The organism is Aquisalimonas asiatica (assembly GCF_900110585.1).
GTDB classification, from domain to species: Bacteria; Pseudomonadota; Gammaproteobacteria; order Nitrococcales; family Aquisalimonadaceae; genus Aquisalimonas; species Aquisalimonas asiatica.
The window spans coordinates 1-20,866 of sequence record NZ_FOEG01000006.1; the positions used below are offsets into that span (position 1 = coordinate 1).

Sequence of the window (20,866 nt, forward strand, 5' to 3'; positions counted from 1 at the left end):
CGCACCTCGGACCAGGGCGCCCGACCGGTCAGGGTCAGTACGCCGGCAATCAACACCGCCAGCAAGGCGGCGTAGATCAGCCACCGCAGCGAGGCCGGGAGGAGCAGAGCGACGGCCGCCAGGCCATGGACAGAGCGGCGCCAAAGGAGGGAGTGCTGAGGGTGTTCGGCCACGGGGACATCCTTGTCCGGAAGGCGTTGTCAGTTCGGTCAGTCTAAAGGAACCCTGACCACAGGTGAACGGCTCAGGGGTGGAAGTGCTCGCGCCGGGCGGTGTAATCGTCGATGAAAGGCTGCATGCGGGACTCATCCCAAGGCTGGAGGCCACTGATCACCACCTTCTTGGAGCCTTCGCCCACCACGTGATCCCCATCGACCACCTGGAAGCGCAGCCACTCTTCGCCGCGCTTGCCGTTGACATCCAGGCTTGCCGTCTCCAGCACCATGTCGAGACCCGCCGTGACAGCGCCCTTCAGCTCGAACGCCATGCTGTCGTAGAGCACGAGCGGGCGGTCGGGGTTGAACATCATCTCCCGCTGGCGCATCAATGGTTCGAGAAACTCCGGGAAGTTGCGCCCGGAGAAGGCCGAGTACCGGCGCACGAAAGCGTCCACCACCTCGGCATCCCGAATCACTGCGCCGCTGCGCTCCACCTCCAGGTAGACCTTGCCGTCCACGTCCGCAATGGTCAGCGGGCCACCCTCGTCGGCCTCCGGAAACACCAGCGGCACGTCATCCCCCACCATACCGCGAAAGCGGAATGCCATCCGCTCCGACACGCCGTAGTAGCCGAGCACCAGGGCGAACAGCAGATCCCCGGGAACGCAGAACCGGCGCGCATCGGCGTCGTGAATCGGGTTGAAATCGCCAGCGACTTCCTTGGCGAAGCGGCTCGCCTGGCTGGCGGAAATCCGCACCACACCGTCCTGGAGCGCGTGGTAAGCATCGAGAAACATGGTCAAGGCCAACTCCCTGGTCGAGGTCGGGGTGAGCGTCAAGTGAGGAGGAGCGCGCTTAAGCCCCGCCTGGCACTGGCCCGGGAAAAATAACCGGCCAGTCGGTCAGTCACAACGTTGGAATGCCAAAACGGACCGGCTCGATTATAGTCGAGGATCGGGGATCACCATACGGGGTGGGAGGTAGCGCAATGAACGGTTCTTTTCTCAACGACCTGCTCACCAGTGTAACCCAGCGCTATGCCGGGCGCTTCCGGAGCCGGGCGGACCGAGCCGGACACGGCGCCGACGCCCTGCTCGAACAATGTGATGACCTGCTGGCCAGCGACGGTGAGGTCTCCGGCCTGGGCCGCGCACGCACCGCGCTCGCCACTTACGAGACGCTGGGCGACACCGAGCGACTCGCGTTCTTCCGCGGCCTCGCCGCACGCTACGCCCCGGCTCCCGAGCATGTTGCCGCCGCCTACGCCCGCTATACGGACAACCCCGACAGCAGCAACGCGCAGGCTCTCAGCATCGCGGCGCGGTCGGCACGGTCCGAGCTGCTGCGCCGCCTGAACACGCCCCCCGGGCATACGTTCGGCCTGGTGCGCATGCGCGCCGATCTGCAGCGCTACCTGCGTGAGGCGCCGGAGCTGCAATCCGTGGACACGGACTTCATGGAGTTGTTCCGTTCATGGTTCAACCGCGGTTTCCTGGTGATGCGCCGGATCGACTGGACCACGCCGGCGCATGTGCTCGAGAAGATCATTGCTTACGAAGCGGTGCACGCCATCCACACATGGGATGACCTGCGGCAGCGCGTCGGCCCGGACAACCGCCGCTGCTTCGGATTCTTCCACCCGGCAACCGGCGATGAGCCGTTGATCTTCGTGCAGGTGGCGCTCACGCGCGGGATACCGGATCGCGTCCAGCCCCTGCTGGGCGGCCCGACAGCGGAGGACGCGGCCGACACTCCCGCCGCCGACGCGGACACGGCGACGTTTTTCAGCATCAGCAACTGTCAGTCGGGGCTGCGCGGCATCTCGTTCGGCAACTTCCTGATCAAGCAGGTGGTCGAAGAGCTGCGCAAGGAGCTGCCCGGGCTGACGCACTTCGTGACGCTGTCGCCGATGCCGGGTTTCGCCGACTGGGTCCGCGCACTGCCACCGGCCGCACTGGAGGGGTTCGACGCCGCGGAACAGGAAGCCATCACGGCACTGGTCCGCGGCGACCCGGCCGCGACCCTCGGCGGCAGTGCCTCTGTCCTGCGCAAGCCCTTGATGCAACTGGCCACGCGCTACCTGGTGCTGGAGAAGAACCGGGACGGGCTGCCGCTGAACCCGGTGAGCCGGTTCCACCTGGGCAACGGCGCGGAGGTCCATCGGGTCAACTGGCTGGGAGATGCCTCCGCCAACGGGCTGCAACAAAGCTTCGGCATGATGGTGAACTATCTCTACCGCCTCGATGACATCGAGCGGAATCACGAGGCGTACGCCACGGAAGGCCGGGTTGCCTGCTCCAAGGACGTGCAGCGGCTGACCCGGCAGGCGAAGGCCATGCCGGTGCCCGCCTGAGGCGGAGCACGATCGGCTCAGCCGCCGACGTGGGACATCTCCACTTTCCACTGCAGCGGCGTGGCCTCGATGGGCGCCGTGTTGTTGGTGCGCATCTCGGAGTAGCGGTCCCGGCGGTTGCCCCAGATATCGCGGATGATCGCCGCAAGCTGGGCGTCGTCCACGGAGGGGTCGCGCAGGGGGGTGCGCAGGTCGTGCCCCTTGCCCGCGAACAGGCAGGTGAACAACTGCCCCTGGGAGGCCAGGCGGGCGCGGGTGCAGGTGCTGCAGAACGGTTCGCTCACCGACGAGATGATGCCGATCTCGCCGCCGCCGTCGGCATAGCGATACCGGCTCGCCACTTCGCCGGTGTAATTCGGATCCAGCGGCTCGATGGGCCATTCTGCGTCGATGGCGTCGCGGATCTGCGCGGCGGTGATGACGTCATCCAGGCGCCAGCCGTTGCTGTTGCCCACGTCCATGAACTCGATGTAACGCAGAATATGCGGCGTGTTCCGGAAATGCTCGGCCATGGGCACGATCTGGCCCTCGTTCATGCCCCGCTTGACCACCATGTTGACCTTGACCGGATTGAGCCCCACCTCCGAGGCCGCCGCGATGCCGTCCAGCACCGGCTGCACCGGATAGTTCACGTCATTGATGGCCTTGAACACGTCGTCGTCGATGGCGTCGAGACTGACGGTCACCCGGTTCAGGCCGGCGTCCACCAGCGACTGGGCGTGCTGGGGCAGCAGCGTGGCGTTGGTGGTGAGCGTGATGTCGTCGATGCCGTCGATATTCGCCAGCATCTCGATCAGCTCCGGGAGGTCTTTCCGCACCAGCGGCTCGCCACCGGTGATGCGCAGCTTGCGGACGCCCTGCTCGGCAAAGACGCGCGTCAACCGGGTGATCTCCTCGAAGCTGAGCAGCTCCCTGCGCGCAAGAAACGGGTAGTCCGAGCCGAAGATCTCCTTCGGCATGCAGTAGACGCAACGGAAATTGCAGCGATCCGTTACCGAAATGCGCAGATCCTGCAGCGGGCGTTCGTAAACGTCCTGCGTGGCCATGAAGCCGCCTCCCGACACGGTACGCCGCCGTGCTGAACCGATTAGCCGCACTCCCTGCACCCTTGAGCGGCGATCCGTCACCTGTCAGCGTCAGTGTGACACAGACATGTACCGGAAATGAATCAAACGTGCACCGCGCTGGTGCTTCCCGAACGGGCAGGATAACAGACACGGTGGCAACTCAGTCCTGCCCCCGGTAACGCCGCACGTGGGCCGGGTCATAGAGGGCGCTGTCGCGGAACAGCCCCGGCCCCAGCGCCGGCCCCACCAGAATCAGGGCGCTACGCCGCAGCGTCCAGCCCGCCGTGACCGCGGGCAGCTCGCCCAGGGGCGCCCGCACCACGGTCTCGTCCGGCCACGTCACCCGCAGTGCCACGGCTGCCGGGCAATCGGCACCATAGTAAGGCGTCAGTCGGGCCACCACGTCGTCGAGCGCGTGCAACGACAGGTGCAGGGCCAGAGTGGCGCCGGTGGCGGCGTACGCCTCCAGGGTCTCGGTCGGCGGCATGGAGGACGCCCGCCCCTGGGTGCGGGTCAGCACCACGGACTGGGCCACCTCCGGCACGGTCAGTTCCCGCTGCAGCGCCGCGGCGGCGGCACTGAACGCGGGCACGCCGGGCGTGAGGGTGTAGTCGATTCCGGCGGCGTCGAGCCGGCGCAACTGCTCGGCCACGGCGCTGTAGACCGACAGATCCCCTGAGTGCAGCCGCGCCACGTCGAGCCCCCTGGCGTGGGCATCGGTGAACTCCGCCATGATGCCGTCCAGGGTCATGGGTGCGGTGTTGACCAGCCGCGCATTCGGTGGCGCGTGAGTGAGGATCTCTTCGGGCACCAGAGAGCCGGCATACAGACACACCGGGCAGGCGGCGATACGGTCGCGCCCGCGCAGGGTGAGCAGGTCCGGGGCGCCGGGGCCGGCGCCGATGAAGTGAACGGTCATGGCGTCTCCGTTATCCAGTGGTCGGCATCAGTCAGCGCCAGGGCGCAGGTGGCGGGACCAGCCGTGCGGCGGGGAATGAGCAGCCGCGCGCCGGGGCCGGCGGCAGCCAGTGCGGCCGCCTCGGCAACGGCGGGCAGCCCCACCGCCGCCTCGGCCAGTCGCGAACGGGTGACCGTGGCCGGCTGCCACGCCGAGAGCTGGTCCCGGGTGACATAGACCGGTGACAACCCCACCCGTCCGGCTACCGGTTCCAGCAACCCGGCCGGCCGCTTGTGCGCCGGCGCCGCAAGGCGGGCGACACCCGCGTGGGCATCCAGCAACCCGGGTACCTCTTCCAGCACGGCCATCACCACTGCGGCCAGCTCGTTCTCGGTGCAGCGGCTGGCGAACCCGACCCCCAGGGCGATCACGGCCGCACCAGCGTCCAGATGGTCACCGGCCGCAGGGGCTGCCACCCGTGGAACCCGCCCAGGGGCTCGCTGCGGCTCACCGCGAGGCGGGTCAGCTCGCCGCCCCAGCGCGCGACCGCATCCGCGAGCACGGCATCGCCCTCCACGGTCACGCTGTTGGCCACCAGGCGGCCACCGGATGGCAGCGCCTCGTGGCAGGCGGTCAGCAGGCCGGCGGTGGTCAGGCCGCCACCCACGAATACCGCATCAGGCCGCGGCAACCCGGCCAGCGCTTCAGGCGCCCGGCCATTGACGCAGGCAAGATCGGGCACACCGCAGGCCCGGGCATTGGCCTGAACGCGCTGCGCACGCTCCGGATCCGGCTCGACCGCAACAGTGTGGTTGTGAGCATCCGCCAGCATCCACTCGATGCCCACGGCGCCGGACCCGGCTCCCACGTCCCACAGGGTCTCGCCACGGCGTGGCGCCAGTTGCGCCAGGGTCACGGCCCGCACCTCGCGCTTGGTGATCTGGCCGTCGTGCTCGAACAGGGCGTCCGGCCGCCCGGCCGTCGCGGATAGCACTCTCGCGCCGGAAGCGGCCTCGCAGGCAATGGCGATGGTATTGAGGTCCGCCGTGCGCGGCCGGTCCCAGGTCGCCGCCGTGGCCTCGATGCGGTGCTCGGCGCCGCCACCGAGATGCTCCAGCACGGTCATGGTGGATCCACCGAAGCCATCGGCGCATAGCAGCTCCGCCAGCGCCGCCGCAGTGGTGCCGTCCCAGCTGAGCACCAGCAGGCGTGCACCGGGCTGCAGCCAGGGACGCACCCGCTCCAGGGCGCGGCCGTGCGCCGACAGGCAGCGGGTTGTCTGCAGCGGCCAGCCCATGCGTGCCGCCGCGAGGCTGAAGGCGGACGGCGCCGGGTGGACCATCATCTCCGCCGCCGGCACCTCGTGCGCCAGGGTGGCGCCGATGCCGTACCAGAAGGGATCGCCACTGGCGAGCACGCAGGTGGGACGGCCGCGGCGACCGGCAATCCAGGGCAGGGCATCGCTCAGCGGCGATGGCCAGACGATGCGCTCCTGCCCCTCACGGGCCGGGACCAGATCCAGATGGCGCTGACCGCCGAACAGAGAGTCCGCCCCGGACAGCGCTTCCCGGGCGGCCGGCGCGAGACCGTCGACGCCATCCTCGCCGATGCCGATAATGGTGAGCCAGGGGGGTATGGTGGCGACGTCAGTCATGACGGCTCCCTGAGCGTTTCCACCATGCCTGTGGGAGCGGCTTCAGCCGCGACCGGTTTCCCCGTGGTGCCAGAGTCGTCGCGGCTGAAGCCGCTCCCACAAGGAGACGTTCCACAAGGCCCAGCGCGGGAGCACACTCATGCAGGTCCTCATCCTTGCCGGCACCAGCGACGGCAATGCCCTGGCAACGGCGCTGGCCGGGCACCCGGTGATCCGGGCGCAGGCATCGCTGGCCGGCCGCACGCGCACGCCCGGCAACCTGCCGGTATCCCACCGCGTCGGCGGATTCGGCGGTGCCGAGGGCCTCGCAACCCACCTGCGCGCTGACGGCATCGATGCGCTGGTGGATGCCACCCACCCCTTCGCCAGTGGCATCACGGCCAACGCGGCCGCGGCCGCGCGGCAGACGGGCATTCCCCTGGCCATCCTGCGACGGCCGTCGTGGACGCCCGGCCCGGGCGATCACTGGCTGCCGGTGCCGGACCTCGACACCGCCGCCGACGCCCTGCAGGACCTCGGCCACCGGGTGCTGGTCACCACGGGCCGACAGGGACTGGCTGCGTTCGAACGCACCCCGGACAAGCACTACGTCATCCGCACCATCGATCCGCCCGAGCCGCCACCGGCCCTGCCCGACGCTGTCTACCTGCAGGCGCGCGGCCCGTTCCGGCTGGCGGACGAACAGGCACTGATGGCCGGGCACGGCGTCGAGGTGCTGGTTTCCAAGGCGAGCGGCGGCGATGCCACCTGCGCCAAGCTCGGCGCCGCAAGGGCGCTGGGCATCCCGGTGGTGATGGTAGAGCGACCGCCGGAACCCGTCGGCGTGCCGGCGTTCACCGACGCCGCGGAGGTTGTCCGCTGGCTGGAGGGACTGCGTCGGTAACGGCCCCGCCGGGCCGCGGTTGGTGGACCTGAAGGTCCACCCTACGGGTTCGACGGGACCTGCGGGGCTGGGCATCGTCATGCACGCTCCTCCGGGTAGTACCGCGGCGTATACACGTACCGCCGGCCGCCGCGCTCGATCACGCGCGTTGTGGACGCCCCCACCAGCACCAGGGTGCGCATGTCCGCATCCGCCGGGCTCACATCCGCGAGCGTTGTCACGTGCACGCGCTCGCTCTCGCCCCGGCCGACCGCGGTCGCCAGCATCACCGGCGTGTCCGGCGCATGCACCGAGCGCAGCACATCCAGCGCGGCGCCCAGCTGCCAGGGCCGCGCCTTCGAGATCGGGTTGTAGAACGCCATGGCGAAGTCGCCCTCCGCCGCCAGGCGGATGCGCCGCTCCACCAGGGACCACGGCTTGAGATTGTCCGACAGGGACAGCACGCAGAAGTCGTTGCCCAGGGGCGCGCCGAGCCGGGCCGCGGCGGCCTGCATGGCGGAGACGCCGGGTTCGACGGTGACCTCCACCCCGGACCACCGGCCGTCGCGGTCGGCGTCCAGCGCTTCCATCACCGCCGCAGCCATGGCGAACACCCCGGGGTCACCACCCGAGACCACCGCCACCCGGCCGCCTTCACGGGCCAGATCCAGGGCGTGCCGGGCGCGGTCCAGCTCCTCGCGGTTGTCGGAGACATGGCGACGGGCGCCGGCGGTGCCAACCCGGTCCACGTAGGGGCCGTAGCCCACCAGATCCGTGGCGTCCTGCAGGGTGTTCGCCGTCTCCGGCGTAAGCCAGTCCGGCCCCGCCGGGCCGACGCCCACCACGCGCAGCCAGCCGCTCATCGCCGCTCCCCGGTGCCGGGCACCACGATCATGGAGAAATAGGGCGCCCTGTCCACACTGGCTTCCGGGAGCCGGCAGCAGTACTCGGCCGCCATGCTGGAGCGCTCCACGTACCAGGCGCGCTGGCACATGCCCAGCCGCTCGAGCACGGCGACGATGCGGTCGAGATTGCTGCCCACCTTCATGATCACGGCGGCATCAACGCTGGAGAGGCGTTCATGGAGCGCATCGTCCGGGAGCGTGCCCGGCACCACCGAGAGCACGTCGTCACGCATGGTCAGGGGGGTGGGCAGGAGCGCGGCACTGCTCATGATCGACGGCACGCCCGGGATGATCGTGGAGGGGAAGCGGTCCTTGAGGCGCAGGTAGACGTGCATGAAGGAGCCGTAGAAGAACGGGTCGCCCTCGTTGAGAACGACCACCGAGCGGCCCGCGGCAAGATGCCCGGCCAGCATGTCGGCGGAGGCATCGAAGAACGCCTCGATCCGGTCCCGGTAGGCCTGGGAGGTATGCGGCAACTCCGTGGTCACCGGATAGACCATGGGCTCTTCGCGCTGCCCGCCATGGATATGCGCGTCGGCGATGTCCCGCGCATTGCCCCGTTTGCCGCGCTTGCAGAAATAGGCCACCACGTCCGCCGAGGCGATCAGCCGCGCGGCTTTCAGGGTGATGAGCTCCGGGTCACCCGGCCCCGTACCGATGCCGTAGAACCGGCCACCTTCAATACTGTTCAGGGTCGTCATGCGTTCACCACCGATCCGTTGCCAGCGCGTTCACCGCCGCGGCCGCCATGGCACTGCCGCCCCGGCGACCGAACACCGTCAGGTATTCAATCTCCGGCGCACGCGCCGCCAGCGCCTCCTTGCTCTCGATCGCGCCGACAAAACCCACGGGAATGCCAAGCACGGCCGCCGGTCGCGGCGCGCCGGCTTCGAGCATCTCCAGCAGCCGAAACAGTGCCGTCGGCGCATTGCCGATGGCCACCACGGCGCCGTCGAGCTGATCCCGCCAAAGCTCCATGGCCGCCGCCGAGCGGGTGTTGCCGATGCGCTCGGCCAACGCCGGGACCCGTTCGTCCCGAAGGGTGCAGACCACCGGATTGTCCGCCGGCAGCCGCGCACGGGTGATACCGTGGGCGACCATCTGGCTGTCGCACAGGATGGGCGCACCGGCATCCAGGGCGCTCCGTGCGGCCGTCGCCACACCGGGCGAGAAGCCCACATCGGCGGCCAGATCGGTCATGCCGCAGGCGTGAATCATGCGCACCACCGCCGGCACCACGTGCTCCGGGAACCGGGTCAGATCCGCCTCCGCCTGAATGATGGCGAACGATTCCCGGTAGATGGCCGGTCCGTCCTTGATGTAGTCGTCGTGCACGCTGTCAGGCATGCCAGTCTTCCTCCTCCACGCGCCGGACCACACCATCGCGGCCCAGCCTGTTGATGAGATCGTTCAGGGTCTCCTGCGGCGTCTGCCGCTCCCGTGCGAACACTGCGTCCAGCGCCATGAGGCGGCGGTGCACCACAGCCAGCGGCGCCGCGGGCCAGTCCGGCGCGGCGGCGATACCACCGCTCAGGGTCACAGCGTAGTGCTCCCCGTCCGCGACCAGCATGACGGCGGCGCACGCCGGCGCACCGCAGCCCTTGCCGCAGCCGGAGACGTGCAGCCGCTCGCCGGCGGCGAGCAGCGCCGGCATCGCCGCCTCCAGCACCAGGGCGTCGTTCCGGGTCGCGGTGGTACCGGACGCACAACCTGGCGCACCGACGCAGGCACCGAGCCCGAGGCGGGGATCGGCCGGTTCGGTGATGACACCCAGCGCAGCCAGCGGCTCCAGCGCGGCGACGCCGACCCCCGCAAGCAGAACACTGCGCCAGGGCGTCAGTCGCAGCGTGGGTGTGCCGCCCGTCGCCGCGTGCCGCTCCGCCACCACGGCCAGCTGCCGCAGCTGCGCTGCATTGAGCGCACCGAACGGGAACGCCGCGTGTACCCAGGCCCCGTGGGGCGCGACTCCCGGTGCCGGAGGCCCCACCGCGGGCACCGGCACCGTGCCGGCGGGCTCGGCCAGCTCAGCCAGTGCGTCCTGGAACGGCGCGACACCGCGCTCGGCCAGGGCTGCAGCCATCCGCCGCGGCGGGTCGTCGTCCAGCAGTCGCGCCAGCACGCGCCGGGCAGCAACGGCGGCCTGCTCCGGAGCAACCCGTCCCAGCGGCACCGCGTCCGCCCCCCGGCCGCCAATGCTCAGCCGATAGCGCAGGCCACCGTGATCACAGGTCACGGCGTCCAGGCGCAGGTCGGCATGGACGCAGGCGATCCCTGTCACGCCACCGCCATCCACGACCACGCCGGTCTTGGCCGGCAGGCGGTGAAGTGCGGTGTCGGCGGCGATGCCGTCGGCCACGGCCCGCGCCACCGGCGTGATGTCGGTGACGGCATCGGGGTCCAGGTCGGTCGCGGGGGCGGCCAGCACGTTGCGTACCGCCTCCCGGTCGGGGTCACTGTCGGCGACGCCGGCCGCCACGAGCGCGTTCTGGGCGCCCGTCAGGGTTGCCGGGCGCACCCCACGCAGCTGCAGGTTGCCACGGACGGTGAGCTCCAGCGCGCCGTTGCCGTATTCTTCGGCCACCTGCGCCACGGCGCCCACCTGCGCCGGCGTCCAGCCACCGATGGGATGGCGCAGGCGCAGCAGCAGCCCGTCGCCACTGGCCATGGGCGCGGCCACCCCCGGGCAGGCACCGCGCACGGCGCCGTTATGGTTGGCGCGCGCCCCACTCATGGTTTCACCCGTGTGCCCCGGGCCACCAGCGTCAGGGCCACGGCGCCGGCGATGGCGGTGGCCACGCCGAGCATGGCAAACGTGGCCCACCACGGCACCGCACTGGTGCCGAGCAGGCCGTGGCGGAAGCCCTCGATCAGGTAGTACATGGGGTTGGCCAGCGACAGGCTCTGCCACGGTTCGTCCAGGCGGCTGACGGGGTAGAACAGCCCGCCCAGGTAGATCAGCGGCGTCAGCACGAACGTGGTGACCACCGAGGTGTGGTCGAAGGTGCGCGCATAGATACCGTTGATGAGCCCGGCAAAGGAGAACAGCAACGCGGCAAGCACCGCCATGCCGGCAATGCCCACCGGGTGGTGGAACTGCAGCCCGGTCAGTGGCAGCGCCAGCGCGGCCACCAGCAGCCCCACCAGCAATCCGCGCAATACGCCGCCGGTGACGAAGCCGGCAACGATCAGCCACGGTGGCATGGGCGCCACCAGGAGCTCCTCGATGTGACGCTGGAGCTTGGCGCCGAACACCGCCAGGGTCACGTTGCTGTAGGCGTTGGTGACCACTGCCAGCATTACCAGGCCGGGCATCAGGAACTCCGTGTAGCCCACGCCGCCGAGGGTGCCGATCTCCCGCCCGACCAGCTGGCCAAGCACCACCAGAAACAGGGCCGCAGTCACCACCGACGGCAACAGTGTCTGGATCCAGGTGCGCACAACGCGGCGAAGCTGCTTCACCACCATGCCGCGATAGGCATTCCAGTAGAGCGCCGCTGTCATGCCGGTGCCTCCTGCCGGCTGCGCAGGCGCTCCAGGAACAGCTGCTCCAGCCGGTTGCTCTTGTTACGCAGACTGATCACCTGCACCCCGGCCTCGGTGAGCGACGCGAACAGGGTATTGAGATGCCGGCCCCGGGGCACGTCCACCTCCAGGGTGCGGCTATCCACGGCGCGGACCGTGACGCCATCGAGACGGGGCGGTTCCGGGCAGTCAGCGGCCAGATCCAGCACCAGGGTGTCGTGGTCCATCCCCTGCAGCAGCGCAGTAGGGCTGCCGCGGGCGATGAGGCGACCGTCGTCGATGAAGGCGAGGTCGTCGCAAAGCTGCTCCGCCTCCTCCAGGTAGTGCGTGGTGAGCAGCACCGTGGTGCCGGCGGCGTTCAGCCGCTGCAGCACGGCCCAGAGGTCGTGGCGGGCCGCCACGTCCACCCCGGCGGTGGGCTCGTCCAGCACCAGCAGGCGCGGCTCGTGCGCCAGGGCGCGCGCGATCATGAGCCGCCGCTTGAGGCCACCGGACAGCCCCCAGGCGGTCTGCCGGGCACGGTCGGCCAGCCCCAGCAACGACAGCACGACGTCGGTGCGCTGGCGCGCGCGCCGTGGCGAAAGACCGTAGTAGGCAGCCTGGGTAGCGACGATCTCCGCCACCGGCTCGAAGCTGTTGAAGTTCACCTCCTGGGGGACCAGTCCGATGAGCCGCCGCGCGGCAACGGGCTCCCGCGCCAGGTCATGGCCGAACACGCGCACCGTGCCCTGTTCCAGCCGCACCAGCGAGGTCAGCAGGCCGATCAGCGTGGTCTTGCCGGCGCCGTTGGGGCCGAGCAGGCCGAAGAAACGGCCGGCATCCACCGTGAGATCCACCCCCGCGAGACCGGTGCGACCGCTGGCGTAGTGTTTGGTCAGGCCTTCCAGGGCGATTGCCGGCGCGCTCATGCCGCCACCCCAGTGGTCGCCGTGCCCACCAGGCGACCGCCTCGATCCACGGCGCAGACATCAAGCATAACGGCGTCGGGCAGCGTGCGGCGGGCCTGATCGTAGGCGCGGGCACAGATCCGGTCCGCCAGGGGAATCCCGGCGTTTTGACACAGCGAGAGGGCCTCGATGCTGGTGTTACAGGCTGTCATGCGTATGCGCAGGTGGGTGTCGGCACCCAGGGCCGCCGCTTCCCTGGCGAGGCCGTCAAGGTCGATGGCGCACTTGCGGCTATGGGTGTCGGCATGGCCGGCGGCGAACTTGCTGAGCTTGCCGAAACCGCCGGCCAGGGTGACCCGCGGCACCGGATGACGCTTGATGTACTTGAGCACGCCCCCGATGAGGTCACCCATCTCGATCAGTGCCATGTCACCGAGGCGGTAGCGCGCACGCGCCATGGCCTCGCTGGAGCCGCCGGTGCAGCAGGCGAGGTGGGTGATGCCGTTGGCGCGGGCCACGTCGATGGACTGGTGAATGGAGGCGATGTAGGCCGCACAGGAAAACGGCCGCACGATGCCGGTGGTACCGAGGATCGACAGCCCGCCCTGGATCCCCAGACGCCCGTTCATGGTGCGCTCGGCAATACGTTCGCCGTCGTCCACGCCGACAAAGAGGGAGAACCCCCCGCGATGACCCAGGGCGGCGGCGCATTCAAGAAGATGGTCGGTCATCATGCGCCGTGGCACCGGATTGATGGCCGGCTCGCCCACCGCGACAGGGAGGCCGGAGCGCGTGACAACCCCGACGCCGGCACCGGCATGGAAAGTGATACCCGACTCGCGGCGAGGCTCGACGCGTACCCACACCCGGGCGCCATGGGTGGCATCCGGGTCATCGCCACCGTCCTTGATGACGCCCGCTTCGGCGCCCTCCCCGGTGCGCCGGAGGTCATTGAGGACCAGCTCCACGCGCTTGCCCTTGGGCAGGACCACGGACTGGCGCTCGCCCACCTGATCCCCCAGCGCCAGACGCGCGGCGGCGGTCGCCGCGGCCGTCGCACACACCCCGGTGGTCAGGCCGGTACGCAACCGGCCATCGCCATCACGGCTCTCCGGACGCATGGAGGGCGCGCCGGTGGTTGTCTGTGGTTGCTGCGCGTCAGTCACGTCTTGCGGTCCCACGCCGGATGATTGCGCGACGGGAGCGGTGGCAGGGTGGATACCGATCTTGGGGGACAGGCGATCACCACCCGGTTCCGCCGCACCCCGCGGCACCAGGGAGTTCAGGCCGGTCTCCGGACTCGTGGCGCGGGGTCCGTCCCCGGCGGATCGCCTTCCCGACGCACCCGGGCGGGCATCGTCAGTGGCCTGTGATCCGGTTGTCACCACATACCGTTGCGGGGGCAGCGCCGGCCTTGCACAAAAAGGATGCGCACCGGCTTCCCGATTATCCCCGGCTGCACTCGGGGCACCTGAAGCTGGCTGTACCTTATGGGACCCCCGGGGGGTGGTCAACCGGGACTGCCAATACAATCTGCTTACACTAGTTATGCAATACTGATCATCCAAAGACGAATCCGAGAGCGGCATGCCATGGCAGACGACGACGCGCACGACCGGACAGTGGATGCGGATGAACTGGCGCGCTACCGCGCACTCGCGGACATGTGGTGGCAACCCGACGGCAAGCTGTGGCCCCTCCACGTACTCAACAGGCTGCGAACCGGGTACATCCGTGACCACCTGTGCGAGCGATACGGCCGCGACCCTGCCGGCCCGGCACCACTGGCGGGCCTGCGCATGCTCGACATCGGCTGCGGCGGCGGACTGCTCAGCGAGGCCATGGCCGGGCTCGGGGCCAGCGTTCACGGTGTGGACGTATCCGACAGCAACATCCAGGTGGCGCGCCTGCACGCCCGCGAACAGGGTCTGGCCATCACGTACGAGACTGCCACGGCCGAAGCGCTGGCCGGACGCGGCGCCCGCTACGACGTGGTGCTGAACATGGAGGTCGTGGAGCACGTGGCCGATCTGCCAGCGTTCATGGCTGCCGTGAACCGTCTGATATCACCGGGCGGACACACCTTCGTGGCCACCATCAACCGCAACGCGGTCTCGTTCGTCGTGGCCATACTGGGCGCGGAGTACATCTTCCGGTTGCTGCCAAGGGGCACGCACCAGTGGTCCCGCTTCCCCACGCCGGGGGAAATGGAGACGCTCCTGGAGCGGGACGGCATCACGACGGTTCGGCGCACCGGCGTCAAGGTCAACCCATTGACGCGGCGCATGTGGCTGTCACCCTCTGAGAGCGTCAATTACATGCTGCTGGCCAGGCGCCAGGCAGAGGGGGAGATATGAGTGACGAGCCACGGCCCGTCGCCCTGGTAACGGGCGGTGCGCAGGGCATCGGCCTTGGCGTGTCGCAAAAGCTGCTGTCGTCGGGGTGGCGCGTCTCGGTCATCGATGTGGACGGCGAAGCACTGGCGGCGCTGGACGAGGACAGCCGGGATGACGGGCGGCTGTTCACGGTGCAGGCGGACGTCGCCGACGAGGCGGCCGTGGAGAGCGCCGTGGATGCCACGCTGGTGCACTTCGGCCAGCTCGACGGCCTGGTGAACAATGCCGGCGTTGCCGATCCGCTGAGCGGGCCGGTGGAGGCGCTGGCCCTGTCAGACTGGCAGCGCTGGCTGGACGTCAACCTGACCGGCACCTTCCTGCTCAGCAAGCACTGCACGCCGCATCTGGCAGCGCGCCGGGGTGCCATCGTGAACATCGCCTCCACCCGGGCGTTGCAGTCGGAGCCCGACAGCGAGGCCTATGCGGCGAGCAAGGGCGGCGTGCTGGCGCTCACCCACGCGCTGGCGGTGAGTCTCTCCGGACGGGTTCGTGTCAACGCCATCAGCCCGGGCTGGATCGCGGTGGAGGACTACCGCAAGCCAAGCCTGCGCACGCCCCCCGCGCTGACTCCCGGAGACCATGCCCAGCACCCCGCGGGCCGGGTCGGCCGACCGGACGACGTCGCGGATCTCTGCGCCTTTCTGCTCTCGGACGCCGCCGGTTTCATCACCGGCGAGAACATGGTGGTCGATGGCGGCATGACCCGCCGCATGCAGTACGCCGACTAACCGCCGGTCACTAGCCCTCGGTCCGGTGCCCGGATTCCGAGGCATCGGCCTCCGGACGCGCCTCGATGATGCGCACCTGGCGACTGTCCACGTCCACGTCCAGGCGGTAGACACCCGGTTGCAGCACGTCGGTATCCAGCACCGACTCCGCCACATCCTGCTTGGCCTCCGGAAGGGCGTCGCCGCTCTCGGTCTCGAAGCGGATATCCTCCATCGCCACCGCCCCCAGGGACAGTGTCAGCCACCCGGCTGCCACCACCAGTGCGCCCGGGCCGGGCGTCGGTCGACCTGCTTTCATATCACGCTCCTCCTGGATGTGCTCATTCGAGGGCCCGTCACCGATCGTCCGTTGACCGTTTCCATGACAGGGCGTTCCGCATTCCTGCTATGGTCGGGTCTCCAACAAGAACGAAGAGGCCGCCCACCGTGGACACCAACGCCCGCCCTAACGCCGTGCTCACCGTGCTGTGCGGCGCCTTCACGGGATTGGTCGTGATCGTCTTCGCGCGCCTGGCCTTCGGCGTGCTGCTGCCGCCCATGCGGGCCGACCTGGGCCTCACCTACCAGCAGGCGGGCACCCTCGGCACCATCACCGCACTGGGGTACCTGCTGTTCGTGCTTGCCGGGGGTGCCGCCGCCGCGCGCTGGGGGCCACGCCGGGCCGTGGTATTCGGCCTGATCACGGTGGGCATCGGCTTCGCCGGGCTCAGCGTCGCCACGGCCTATCCGGCGCTGCTCGCACTCAAGGCGCTGCTCGGGTTCGGCACCGCCTTCAGTTTCGCCCCCATGGTCTCGCTGCTCGCCGCATGGTATCCGGAGAAGCGCGGCTTCGTCATCGGCTGCATGTCGGCCGGGATCGGCGTGGGCACGCTCCTGATCGGTTTCATGGTGCAGTGGCTGCAGACCCTGTTCGGCGACGCCGCCTGGCGGGTGAGCTGGGGCCTGTTCGCGGCGGCAGCCGCAGCCGTGGCGGCGCTGGTCATCGTGGTGGTCAGGGATCCGCCAAGCACGCGGGTCGCGGCGGGGGAGCGGCCGCCCTCAGCGGAGAAGTGGCTGATCTACCGCCACCCGCGCATGCTCATCGTCGGCAGCGTCTACGGCCTGATCGGGCTGACCTATATCGTGCAGGCGGTGTTCATGGTGAGCTTCGTGGTGGAATCGGGCCACCCGGAGCGGACCGCCGGCCAGCTACTGGCAATGATGGGCCTGCTGTCGGTGGCCTCCGGACCTGCCTGGGGCACACTCTCGGACCGCTGGGGGCGTGGCAATGCCCTGCTGACGGCCATGCTGCTGGTGACCGTCGCCACCATGCTGCCGCTCATTGACCAGAGCCTGCCCATGTTCTTCGCCCACTACCTGATCATGGGCTGCGCCGTGAACGGAACCTTTGCGCTGATCCAGGCGAGCAGCACCGATCAGGTGGCCCCCCGGTACATTCCCATTGCATTCAGCTTCGCCACGCTGGTGTTTGCGGCCGGTCAATTCGTCGGGCCGGCCATCGCCGGGTGGCTGATCGAGACCACGGGCGATTTCCGGTCGGCGTTCCTGTTCACCACGGCCGGGCTGATTCTCGGCTGCATTCTCACCGCATGGATCCGCCGTTTCCCGCGTGAACTGGCGGTCGGAGACCCGCCGGAGCCCACGGCATCCACGGCCCGGGACGGCTGATCAGAGCGCACTGAGGATTGCGCCCACGGCGGCCGCGGCCGAGACGCCCAACACCGCCGGGCGCAGCCAGTCCCGATCGAGCCAGCGCGCAACGCGGCCGGAACCCAGAAAGCCGAGCGCAATGGCGGGCAGCAGACTGACTCCCATGATCAGCTCCGCAAGCCCGAAGTGACCGGCCAACGCCAGGGCCGTGAGCACGATCACGCCACCGGGGACGAACACCGCCGACAGCGTGCCGCGCAGCCGGGCGCCGGAGAAACGCTGAAACGCCAGGGCCAGGGGCGGGCCGCCAATGGATGTGGTGGTCGCCATCAGCCCGGCAAGCCCCCCGGCCCCGAACAGGTGCGGCGGGCGTGGGCTGGCGACCCCGCCGGCCAGGCTCAGGACCACGGCCAGCAGCACCAGTGACCCGAACACCAGCCCCAGCATGTCCTGCGCGACGACGCCCAGAACCAGCCCGCCAAGGGCGGCGCCCGGCACCTGGCCGACCACCGCCCAGCCGGCATCGGGAAAATGCACGGCGCGCCAGTCACGCATGAGAATCAGTACCGGCAGGCACATGCCCGCCACCACCATGGCGCCGGGAATCAGCGCGGGCTGGATCAGGTACAGCAGCGGCGCCCCGACCATTCCGAGCCCGAAACCGATGGCGCCCTGCAACAGCGACCCGGCCAGAATCACGGCGCTGGCCAGCGCCCACTCACCGAGGCTCAGTGGCAACTCCACCCTTGCTCCCTGGACTGTTCCGACGACGCGTTGGAGTCTACCGGGGTTCGCGCGCGGCGGCGATGGCCGGGGCGGCAGCCGCTGATGCCGGTCGTCGCCCGACGCCTAACGGGCGTCCAGGAATCGGGTCAGGGCAGCGACCGTTGCCTCGGGCTGCTCCACGGGCGGCAGGTGGGCCGCGGCGGGGATGATCTCGAGCCCGGCGCCGGCGATGCGCGCCACAATGGCCTCGGAAGCCGCCACCGGCGTGCCCGGGTCGTTCTCGCCGACCACCACCAGCGTCGGCACATCAATGGCGTCCACCTGCGGCTCCAGGTCCATGCTGCCGATGGCCTCGCAGCAGCCGGCGTAGCCTTCGGGCGGCGTGCGCAGGAACATGTTGCGGATGCCGGCAACGGGGGTGGAGCCGAGGAAGGCGGGGGTGAACCAGCGCTCCATGGCACCGTCCACCAGGCCGTCCAGCCCGTCGGCCCGCACCTGGGCGGCGCGCTCGGCCCACATGGCCGGCTCCGGCATGCGCATGGTGGTGTCGCACAGGATCACGCTGTGCAGCCGCTCACCGTGGCTGCCGGCCAGCTGCTGGCCGACCATGCCGCCGATGGAGAGCCCGCAGAAATGCACCCGGTCCAGCCCCAGCCCGTCCATGAGCGCCACGCAGTCCTCCGCCAGCCCGGCAATGGTGTAGGGGCCGTCCGGCACCGAGGTCAGCCCGTGCCCACGCATGTCGTAGCGCAGCAGGCGGTAGCGGCCCCGGAGCCGTTCGGCGACGGCATCCCACATGCGGAGGTCGGTGCCCAGGGAGTTGGCGAACATCACCACCGGCGCATCGGCGGGGCCTTCGAGGGTGTAATGGATGACGCCGTTGTCGTGTTCCAGAAACTGCATGATCGGCTCCTGCGCTCAGCGGGTATATCCCGGGACGGGCCGATTCGGTGGACCTGAAGGTCCACCCTACGAGCCTGTGCCCCCAGCCGGGACGTATGGGCGTAGGGTGGACCTTCAGGTCCACCAACCGGAACCCGAACCTACTCCGGATCCTGCAACGGCGGCCGCACCGGCGGCAGGTCGGCGAACTCGCCGGGCCGCTGCTCGGCGTTGGCCTGCATGGCCTCGCGGATCTCGGCGTGCTGGAGCATGCTGGCGTTCCACACACCGATGTAGTCCAGGCTGTCCGCCACCGAGTGATCCCGGGCATAGTTGGCCATGCGCTTGGTGCCGTGAATGGCCAGGGGCGGCTTGGCAGCGATCTCCCGGGCGATGCCCATGACACCCTCCAGCAGGCTGTCCTGGTCCGGGAAGACGCGGTTGACGAGGCCCACGGCCTGCGCCTCCTCCGCGGGCATGCGCCGGCCGGTGTACGCCAGCTCCCGGGCCACGCCTTCCGGGATCAGCTTGAAGATGCGCGGGAACGTGCCCACATCGGCGGTCATGCCGATGTTGATCTCGTGGATGGTGATGAAGGCGTCCGCCGTGGCGTAGCGCATGTCGCAGGCGGTGATCAGGTCCACACCGCCGCCGATGCAGCCGCCCTGGATGGCCGCCAGCACCGGGACCCGGCATTGCTCCAGGCAGGAGAAGGTGTCCTGCATGGCGCGGACCGTGTGCTGGAATCGCAGCCCGGCCTGCCGCTTGGCCATGGGATCATCGTCACCACCGGCAATGGACTCGAACGCCTTGATGTCCAGCCCGGCCGTGAAGTGCGGCCCGGTGGACGAGATCACGATCACCCGGGCGCGGGCGTTGTGGTCGATATCGCGGATGATCGCCGGCAGCTCCGTCCAGAACGCCGGGATCATGCTGTTGCGCTTGTCCGGGCGGTTGAGCACCAGATGGGCGATGCCGCCCTCGATGGTCACCTGGAAGCAGTCGTGGCTCATGGCCGTCTCCCTTGCAAGGCGTCAGTACCCGCGCAGGCGGGCGAAACGCTGTGCGTGATAGCGCTGATCGCCGAAGGTCTGCTGGGCGGCGCGGGCACGCTTGAGAAACAGACCCACGTCGAACTCGTCGGTCATGCCCATGCCGCCGTGCAGCTGCACGCCCTCGTTGGTGGCCAGCTCGGCCACTTTCGAGGCCCGGGCCTTGGCGAGGCTGCAGAGCTGATCCGCATCGTCGTCGCCTTCGTCCAGTGCCGACAGCGCCGCGATCACCGTGGACTTCAACAGCTCGATCTCGCTGAACAGGTCCGCCGCCCGGTGCTGCAGCGCCTGGAAGGAGCCGATGGCGACGCCGAACTGCTTGCGCTCCTTGAGATACTGCACGGTGCGCTCGAACACCTCCTGGGTGAGACCAAGCAGCTCCGCGGCCAGGTGCGCGTTACCGATATCCAGCAGCTGCTGGAGCACGGGCAGCCCGTCGTCGACCTGCCCGAGCACCGCCTCAGCGGGGAGTTCCGCGTCGTTGAAGCGAACCTCCGCAGCATTGCGGGAATCCACCATGATGGTCCGCTCCACCTCGACACCCGCCGTGCCCGGGTTCACGAGGAAGAGGGTCACGCCATCGGTGGCACGGGCATCCCCGGACGTGCGCGCGGCGACGATCAACCGGTCCGCCACGTGGCCATCGAGCACGAACGTCTTGCAGCCGTTCAGGGTGTAACCGCTGCCATTATGCTCGGCGCGGGTGCGGATGCACGCGGGGTCATGCCGGCCGGATTCGTCCACGGCCAGTGCCAGCAGCAGCTCGCCCTGACCCAGCGCCGGGAGGAGCTCAGCCTGTTGCGCCTCGGACCCGGCCAGGGTAAGGGCGGAGACACCCAGCACGGCCGAGCTCAGCAGCGGCGACAGTGCCAGCGTCCGCCCGCTCTCCTCCATGATCTGTCCCATGCCGACGTGGCCAAAGGCGAAACCGCCGTGCGCCTCCGGGATCAGCGTGCCGGCGAAGCCCTGTTCGACCATGGCAGCCCAGACCTCGCGGGAGAACCCGGTGGCGTCACGCGCATCGCGCAGACGACGGAACTCGGTAACCGGCGCTCGCTCCTGCAGAAAGCCGCGCGCGGCATCCTTGAGCATCTGTTGTTCTTCATTGAGTACCAGCGTCGCCATG

The 20,866-nt window shown here is 69.5% G+C and carries 22 protein-coding genes and 1 riboswitch; of the genes, 5 read left to right on the forward strand and 17 right to left on the reverse strand.

The genetic code is table 11. The annotated features are described in order from the left end of the window. Window positions 1–244 precede the first annotated feature (244 nt). Window positions 245–955, reverse strand: coding sequence for a DUF3581 family protein (locus BMZ02_RS12950; RefSeq protein WP_091644955.1), 711 nt, complete (start codon window positions 953–955; stop codon window positions 245–247). A 191-nt stretch (window positions 956–1,146) separates the two neighbouring features. Here BMZ02_RS12950 and BMZ02_RS12955 point away from each other — a divergent pair, with 191 nt between their 5' ends. Next, on the forward strand, window positions 1,147–2,511 hold the full coding sequence (locus BMZ02_RS12955) for a malonyl-CoA decarboxylase (RefSeq protein WP_091644626.1): 1,365 nt from the start codon (window positions 1,147–1,149) through the stop codon (window positions 2,509–2,511). A gap of 17 nt (window positions 2,512–2,528) precedes the next feature. Here BMZ02_RS12955 and moaA read toward each other — a convergent pair whose 3' ends face one another. From moaA to cbiE, 4 genes are all read right to left on the reverse strand, one after another. Then, entirely contained in the window at window positions 2,529–3,557 is a 1,029-nt protein-coding gene (gene moaA / locus BMZ02_RS12960) for a GTP 3',8-cyclase MoaA (protein ID WP_091644629.1), read from the reverse strand. A 181-nt stretch (window positions 3,558–3,738) separates the two neighbouring features. After that, window positions 3,739–4,497: a precorrin-4 C(11)-methyltransferase gene (gene cobM, locus BMZ02_RS12965; RefSeq protein ID WP_091644632.1), complete on the reverse strand. Its 759-nt coding sequence runs from the start codon at window positions 4,495–4,497 to the stop codon at window positions 3,739–3,741. Then, window positions 4,494–4,952, reverse strand: a complete 459-nt coding sequence (locus BMZ02_RS12970) for a cobalamin biosynthesis protein (protein ID WP_171909924.1) — start codon at window positions 4,950–4,952, stop codon at window positions 4,494–4,496. Before BMZ02_RS12970 ends, cobM begins: the two co-directional genes overlap by 4 nt. After that, window positions 4,904–6,130: a precorrin-6y C5,15-methyltransferase (decarboxylating) subunit CbiE gene (cbiE, locus tag BMZ02_RS12975; RefSeq protein ID WP_091644637.1), complete on the reverse strand. Its 1,227-nt coding sequence runs from the start codon at window positions 6,128–6,130 to the stop codon at window positions 4,904–4,906. Before cbiE ends, BMZ02_RS12970 begins: the two co-directional genes overlap by 49 nt. A gap of 139 nt (window positions 6,131–6,269) precedes the next feature. Here cbiE and BMZ02_RS12980 point away from each other — a divergent pair, with 139 nt between their 5' ends. Further along, window positions 6,270–7,013, forward strand: a complete 744-nt coding sequence (locus tag BMZ02_RS12980; RefSeq protein ID WP_091644639.1) for a cobalt-precorrin-6A reductase — start codon at window positions 6,270–6,272, stop codon at window positions 7,011–7,013. A 77-nt stretch (window positions 7,014–7,090) separates the two neighbouring features. Here the strand turns inward: BMZ02_RS12980 and cobJ are convergent, their stop codons facing one another. The 7 genes from cobJ to BMZ02_RS13015 are packed head-to-tail and all read right to left on the reverse strand — an operon-like array spanning window position 7,091 to window position 13,427. After that, entirely contained in the window at window positions 7,091–7,855 is a 765-nt protein-coding gene (gene cobJ / locus BMZ02_RS12985) for a precorrin-3B C(17)-methyltransferase (protein WP_091644642.1), read from the reverse strand. Next, window positions 7,852–8,598, reverse strand: coding sequence for a precorrin-2 C(20)-methyltransferase (locus BMZ02_RS12990; RefSeq protein ID WP_091644645.1), 747 nt, complete (start codon window positions 8,596–8,598; stop codon window positions 7,852–7,854). Before BMZ02_RS12990 ends, cobJ begins: the two co-directional genes overlap by 4 nt. A 4-nt stretch (window positions 8,599–8,602) precedes the next feature. Continuing rightward, entirely contained in the window at window positions 8,603–9,244 is a 642-nt protein-coding gene (locus BMZ02_RS12995; RefSeq protein ID WP_091644647.1) for a precorrin-8X methylmutase, read from the reverse strand. After that, window positions 9,237–10,628 carry a precorrin-3B synthase gene (gene cobG, locus BMZ02_RS13000; RefSeq protein ID WP_091644649.1) on the reverse strand — a complete coding sequence of 464 codons (1,392 nt, stop codon included), beginning with the start codon at window positions 10,626–10,628 and terminating at the stop codon, window positions 9,237–9,239. Before cobG ends, BMZ02_RS12995 begins: the two co-directional genes overlap by 8 nt. After that, entirely contained in the window at window positions 10,625–11,398 is a 774-nt protein-coding gene (locus BMZ02_RS13005; RefSeq protein ID WP_091644652.1) for an ABC transporter permease, read from the reverse strand. The genes cobG and BMZ02_RS13005 overlap by 4 nt, the downstream gene beginning before the upstream one ends. Then, on the reverse strand, window positions 11,395–12,327 hold the full coding sequence (locus BMZ02_RS13010; protein ID WP_091644654.1) for an ABC transporter ATP-binding protein: 933 nt from the start codon (window positions 12,325–12,327) through the stop codon (window positions 11,395–11,397). Before BMZ02_RS13010 ends, BMZ02_RS13005 begins: the two co-directional genes overlap by 4 nt. Beyond that, window positions 12,324–13,427 carry a cobalt-precorrin-5B (C(1))-methyltransferase gene (locus BMZ02_RS13015; protein WP_091644657.1) on the reverse strand — a complete coding sequence of 368 codons (1,104 nt, stop codon included), beginning with the start codon at window positions 13,425–13,427 and terminating at the stop codon, window positions 12,324–12,326. The genes BMZ02_RS13010 and BMZ02_RS13015 overlap by 4 nt, the downstream gene beginning before the upstream one ends. A gap of 147 nt (window positions 13,428–13,574) precedes the next feature. Next, window positions 13,575–13,796: riboswitch (cobalamin riboswitch) on the reverse strand. Between the two features lie 102 nt (window positions 13,797–13,898). Here BMZ02_RS13015 and ubiG point away from each other — a divergent pair. Continuing rightward, entirely contained in the window at window positions 13,899–14,663 is a 765-nt protein-coding gene (gene ubiG / locus BMZ02_RS13020) for a bifunctional 2-polyprenyl-6-hydroxyphenol methylase/3-demethylubiquinol 3-O-methyltransferase UbiG (RefSeq protein ID WP_091644659.1), read from the forward strand. Continuing rightward, the gene (locus BMZ02_RS13025) at window positions 14,660–15,430 is read left to right on the forward strand and encodes an SDR family oxidoreductase (RefSeq protein ID WP_091644662.1); all 771 of its coding nucleotides are present in this window, start codon (window positions 14,660–14,662) and stop codon (window positions 15,428–15,430) included. The genes ubiG and BMZ02_RS13025 overlap by 4 nt, the downstream gene beginning before the upstream one ends. 10 nt (window positions 15,431–15,440) lie before the next feature. On the opposite strand, the gene BMZ02_RS13030 is transcribed toward BMZ02_RS13025, so the two are convergent. Further along, window positions 15,441–15,728 (reverse strand): hypothetical protein, encoded by a 288-nt coding sequence (locus BMZ02_RS13030; protein WP_091644664.1) that lies wholly within the window; start codon window positions 15,726–15,728, stop codon window positions 15,441–15,443. A 128-nt stretch (window positions 15,729–15,856) separates the two neighbouring features. Here BMZ02_RS13030 and BMZ02_RS13035 point away from each other — a divergent pair, with 128 nt between their 5' ends. Then, window positions 15,857–17,098 carry an MFS transporter gene (locus BMZ02_RS13035; RefSeq protein ID WP_171909925.1) on the forward strand — a complete coding sequence of 414 codons (1,242 nt, stop codon included), beginning with the start codon at window positions 15,857–15,859 and terminating at the stop codon, window positions 17,096–17,098. On the opposite strand, the gene BMZ02_RS13040 is transcribed toward BMZ02_RS13035, so the two are convergent. From BMZ02_RS13040 to BMZ02_RS13055, 4 genes are all read right to left on the reverse strand, one after another. After that, window positions 17,099–17,824, reverse strand: a complete 726-nt coding sequence (locus BMZ02_RS13040) for a sulfite exporter TauE/SafE family protein (protein ID WP_091644669.1) — start codon at window positions 17,822–17,824, stop codon at window positions 17,099–17,101. A gap of 105 nt (window positions 17,825–17,929) precedes the next feature. Further along, window positions 17,930–18,709: a 3-oxoadipate enol-lactonase gene (gene pcaD, locus BMZ02_RS13045; protein WP_091644672.1), complete on the reverse strand. Its 780-nt coding sequence runs from the start codon at window positions 18,707–18,709 to the stop codon at window positions 17,930–17,932. 140 nt (window positions 18,710–18,849) lie between these two features. After that, a complete protein-coding gene (locus BMZ02_RS13050; RefSeq protein ID WP_091644675.1) occupies window positions 18,850–19,701 on the reverse strand; it encodes a crotonase/enoyl-CoA hydratase family protein in 852 nt (283 codons plus the stop codon). 21 nt (window positions 19,702–19,722) lie between these two features. Continuing rightward, window positions 19,723–20,865: an acyl-CoA dehydrogenase family protein gene (locus BMZ02_RS13055; protein ID WP_216110841.1), complete on the reverse strand. Its 1,143-nt coding sequence runs from the start codon at window positions 20,863–20,865 to the stop codon at window positions 19,723–19,725. Window position 20,866 lies beyond the last annotated feature (1 nt).

Coding starts and splice junctions, on each gene's coding strand:
- BMZ02_RS12950 (WP_091644955.1), bottom strand. CDS start 955: ATGTTTCTCGATGCTTACCACGCGCTCCAGGACGGTGTGGTGCGGATT.
- BMZ02_RS12955 (WP_091644626.1), top strand. CDS start 1,147: ATGAACGGTTCTTTTCTCAACGACCTGCTCACCAGTGTAACCCAGCGC.
- moaA (WP_091644629.1), bottom strand. CDS start 3,557: ATGGCCACGCAGGACGTTTACGAACGCCCGCTGCAGGATCTGCGCATT.
- cobM (WP_091644632.1), bottom strand. CDS start 4,497: ATGACCGTTCACTTCATCGGCGCCGGCCCCGGCGCCCCGGACCTGCTC.
- cbiE (WP_091644637.1), bottom strand. CDS start 6,130: ATGACTGACGTCGCCACCATACCCCCCTGGCTCACCATTATCGGCATC.
- BMZ02_RS12980 (WP_091644639.1), top strand. CDS start 6,270: ATGCAGGTCCTCATCCTTGCCGGCACCAGCGACGGCAATGCCCTGGCA.
- cobJ (WP_091644642.1), bottom strand. CDS start 7,855: ATGAGCGGCTGGCTGCGCGTGGTGGGCGTCGGCCCGGCGGGGCCGGAC.
- BMZ02_RS12990 (WP_091644645.1), bottom strand. CDS start 8,598: ATGACGACCCTGAACAGTATTGAAGGTGGCCGGTTCTACGGCATCGGT.
- BMZ02_RS12995 (WP_091644647.1), bottom strand. CDS start 9,244: ATGCCTGACAGCGTGCACGACGACTACATCAAGGACGGACCGGCCATC.
- cobG (WP_091644649.1), bottom strand. CDS start 10,628: ATGAGTGGGGCGCGCGCCAACCATAACGGCGCCGTGCGCGGTGCCTGC.
- BMZ02_RS13005 (WP_091644652.1), bottom strand. CDS start 11,398: ATGACAGCGGCGCTCTACTGGAATGCCTATCGCGGCATGGTGGTGAAG.
- BMZ02_RS13010 (WP_091644654.1), bottom strand. CDS start 12,327: ATGAGCGCGCCGGCAATCGCCCTGGAAGGCCTGACCAAACACTACGCC.
- BMZ02_RS13015 (WP_091644657.1), bottom strand. CDS start 13,427: ATGCGTCCGGAGAGCCGTGATGGCGATGGCCGGTTGCGTACCGGCCTG.
- ubiG (WP_091644659.1), top strand. CDS start 13,899: ATGGCAGACGACGACGCGCACGACCGGACAGTGGATGCGGATGAACTG.
- BMZ02_RS13025 (WP_091644662.1), top strand. CDS start 14,660: ATGAGTGACGAGCCACGGCCCGTCGCCCTGGTAACGGGCGGTGCGCAG.
- BMZ02_RS13030 (WP_091644664.1), bottom strand. CDS start 15,728: ATGAAAGCAGGTCGACCGACGCCCGGCCCGGGCGCACTGGTGGTGGCA.
- pcaD (WP_091644672.1), bottom strand. CDS start 18,709: ATGCAGTTTCTGGAACACGACAACGGCGTCATCCATTACACCCTCGAA.
- BMZ02_RS13050 (WP_091644675.1), bottom strand. CDS start 19,701: ATGAGCCACGACTGCTTCCAGGTGACCATCGAGGGCGGCATCGCCCAT.
- BMZ02_RS13055 (WP_216110841.1), bottom strand. CDS start 20,865: ATGGCGACGCTGGTACTCAATGAAGAACAACAGATGCTCAAGGATGCC.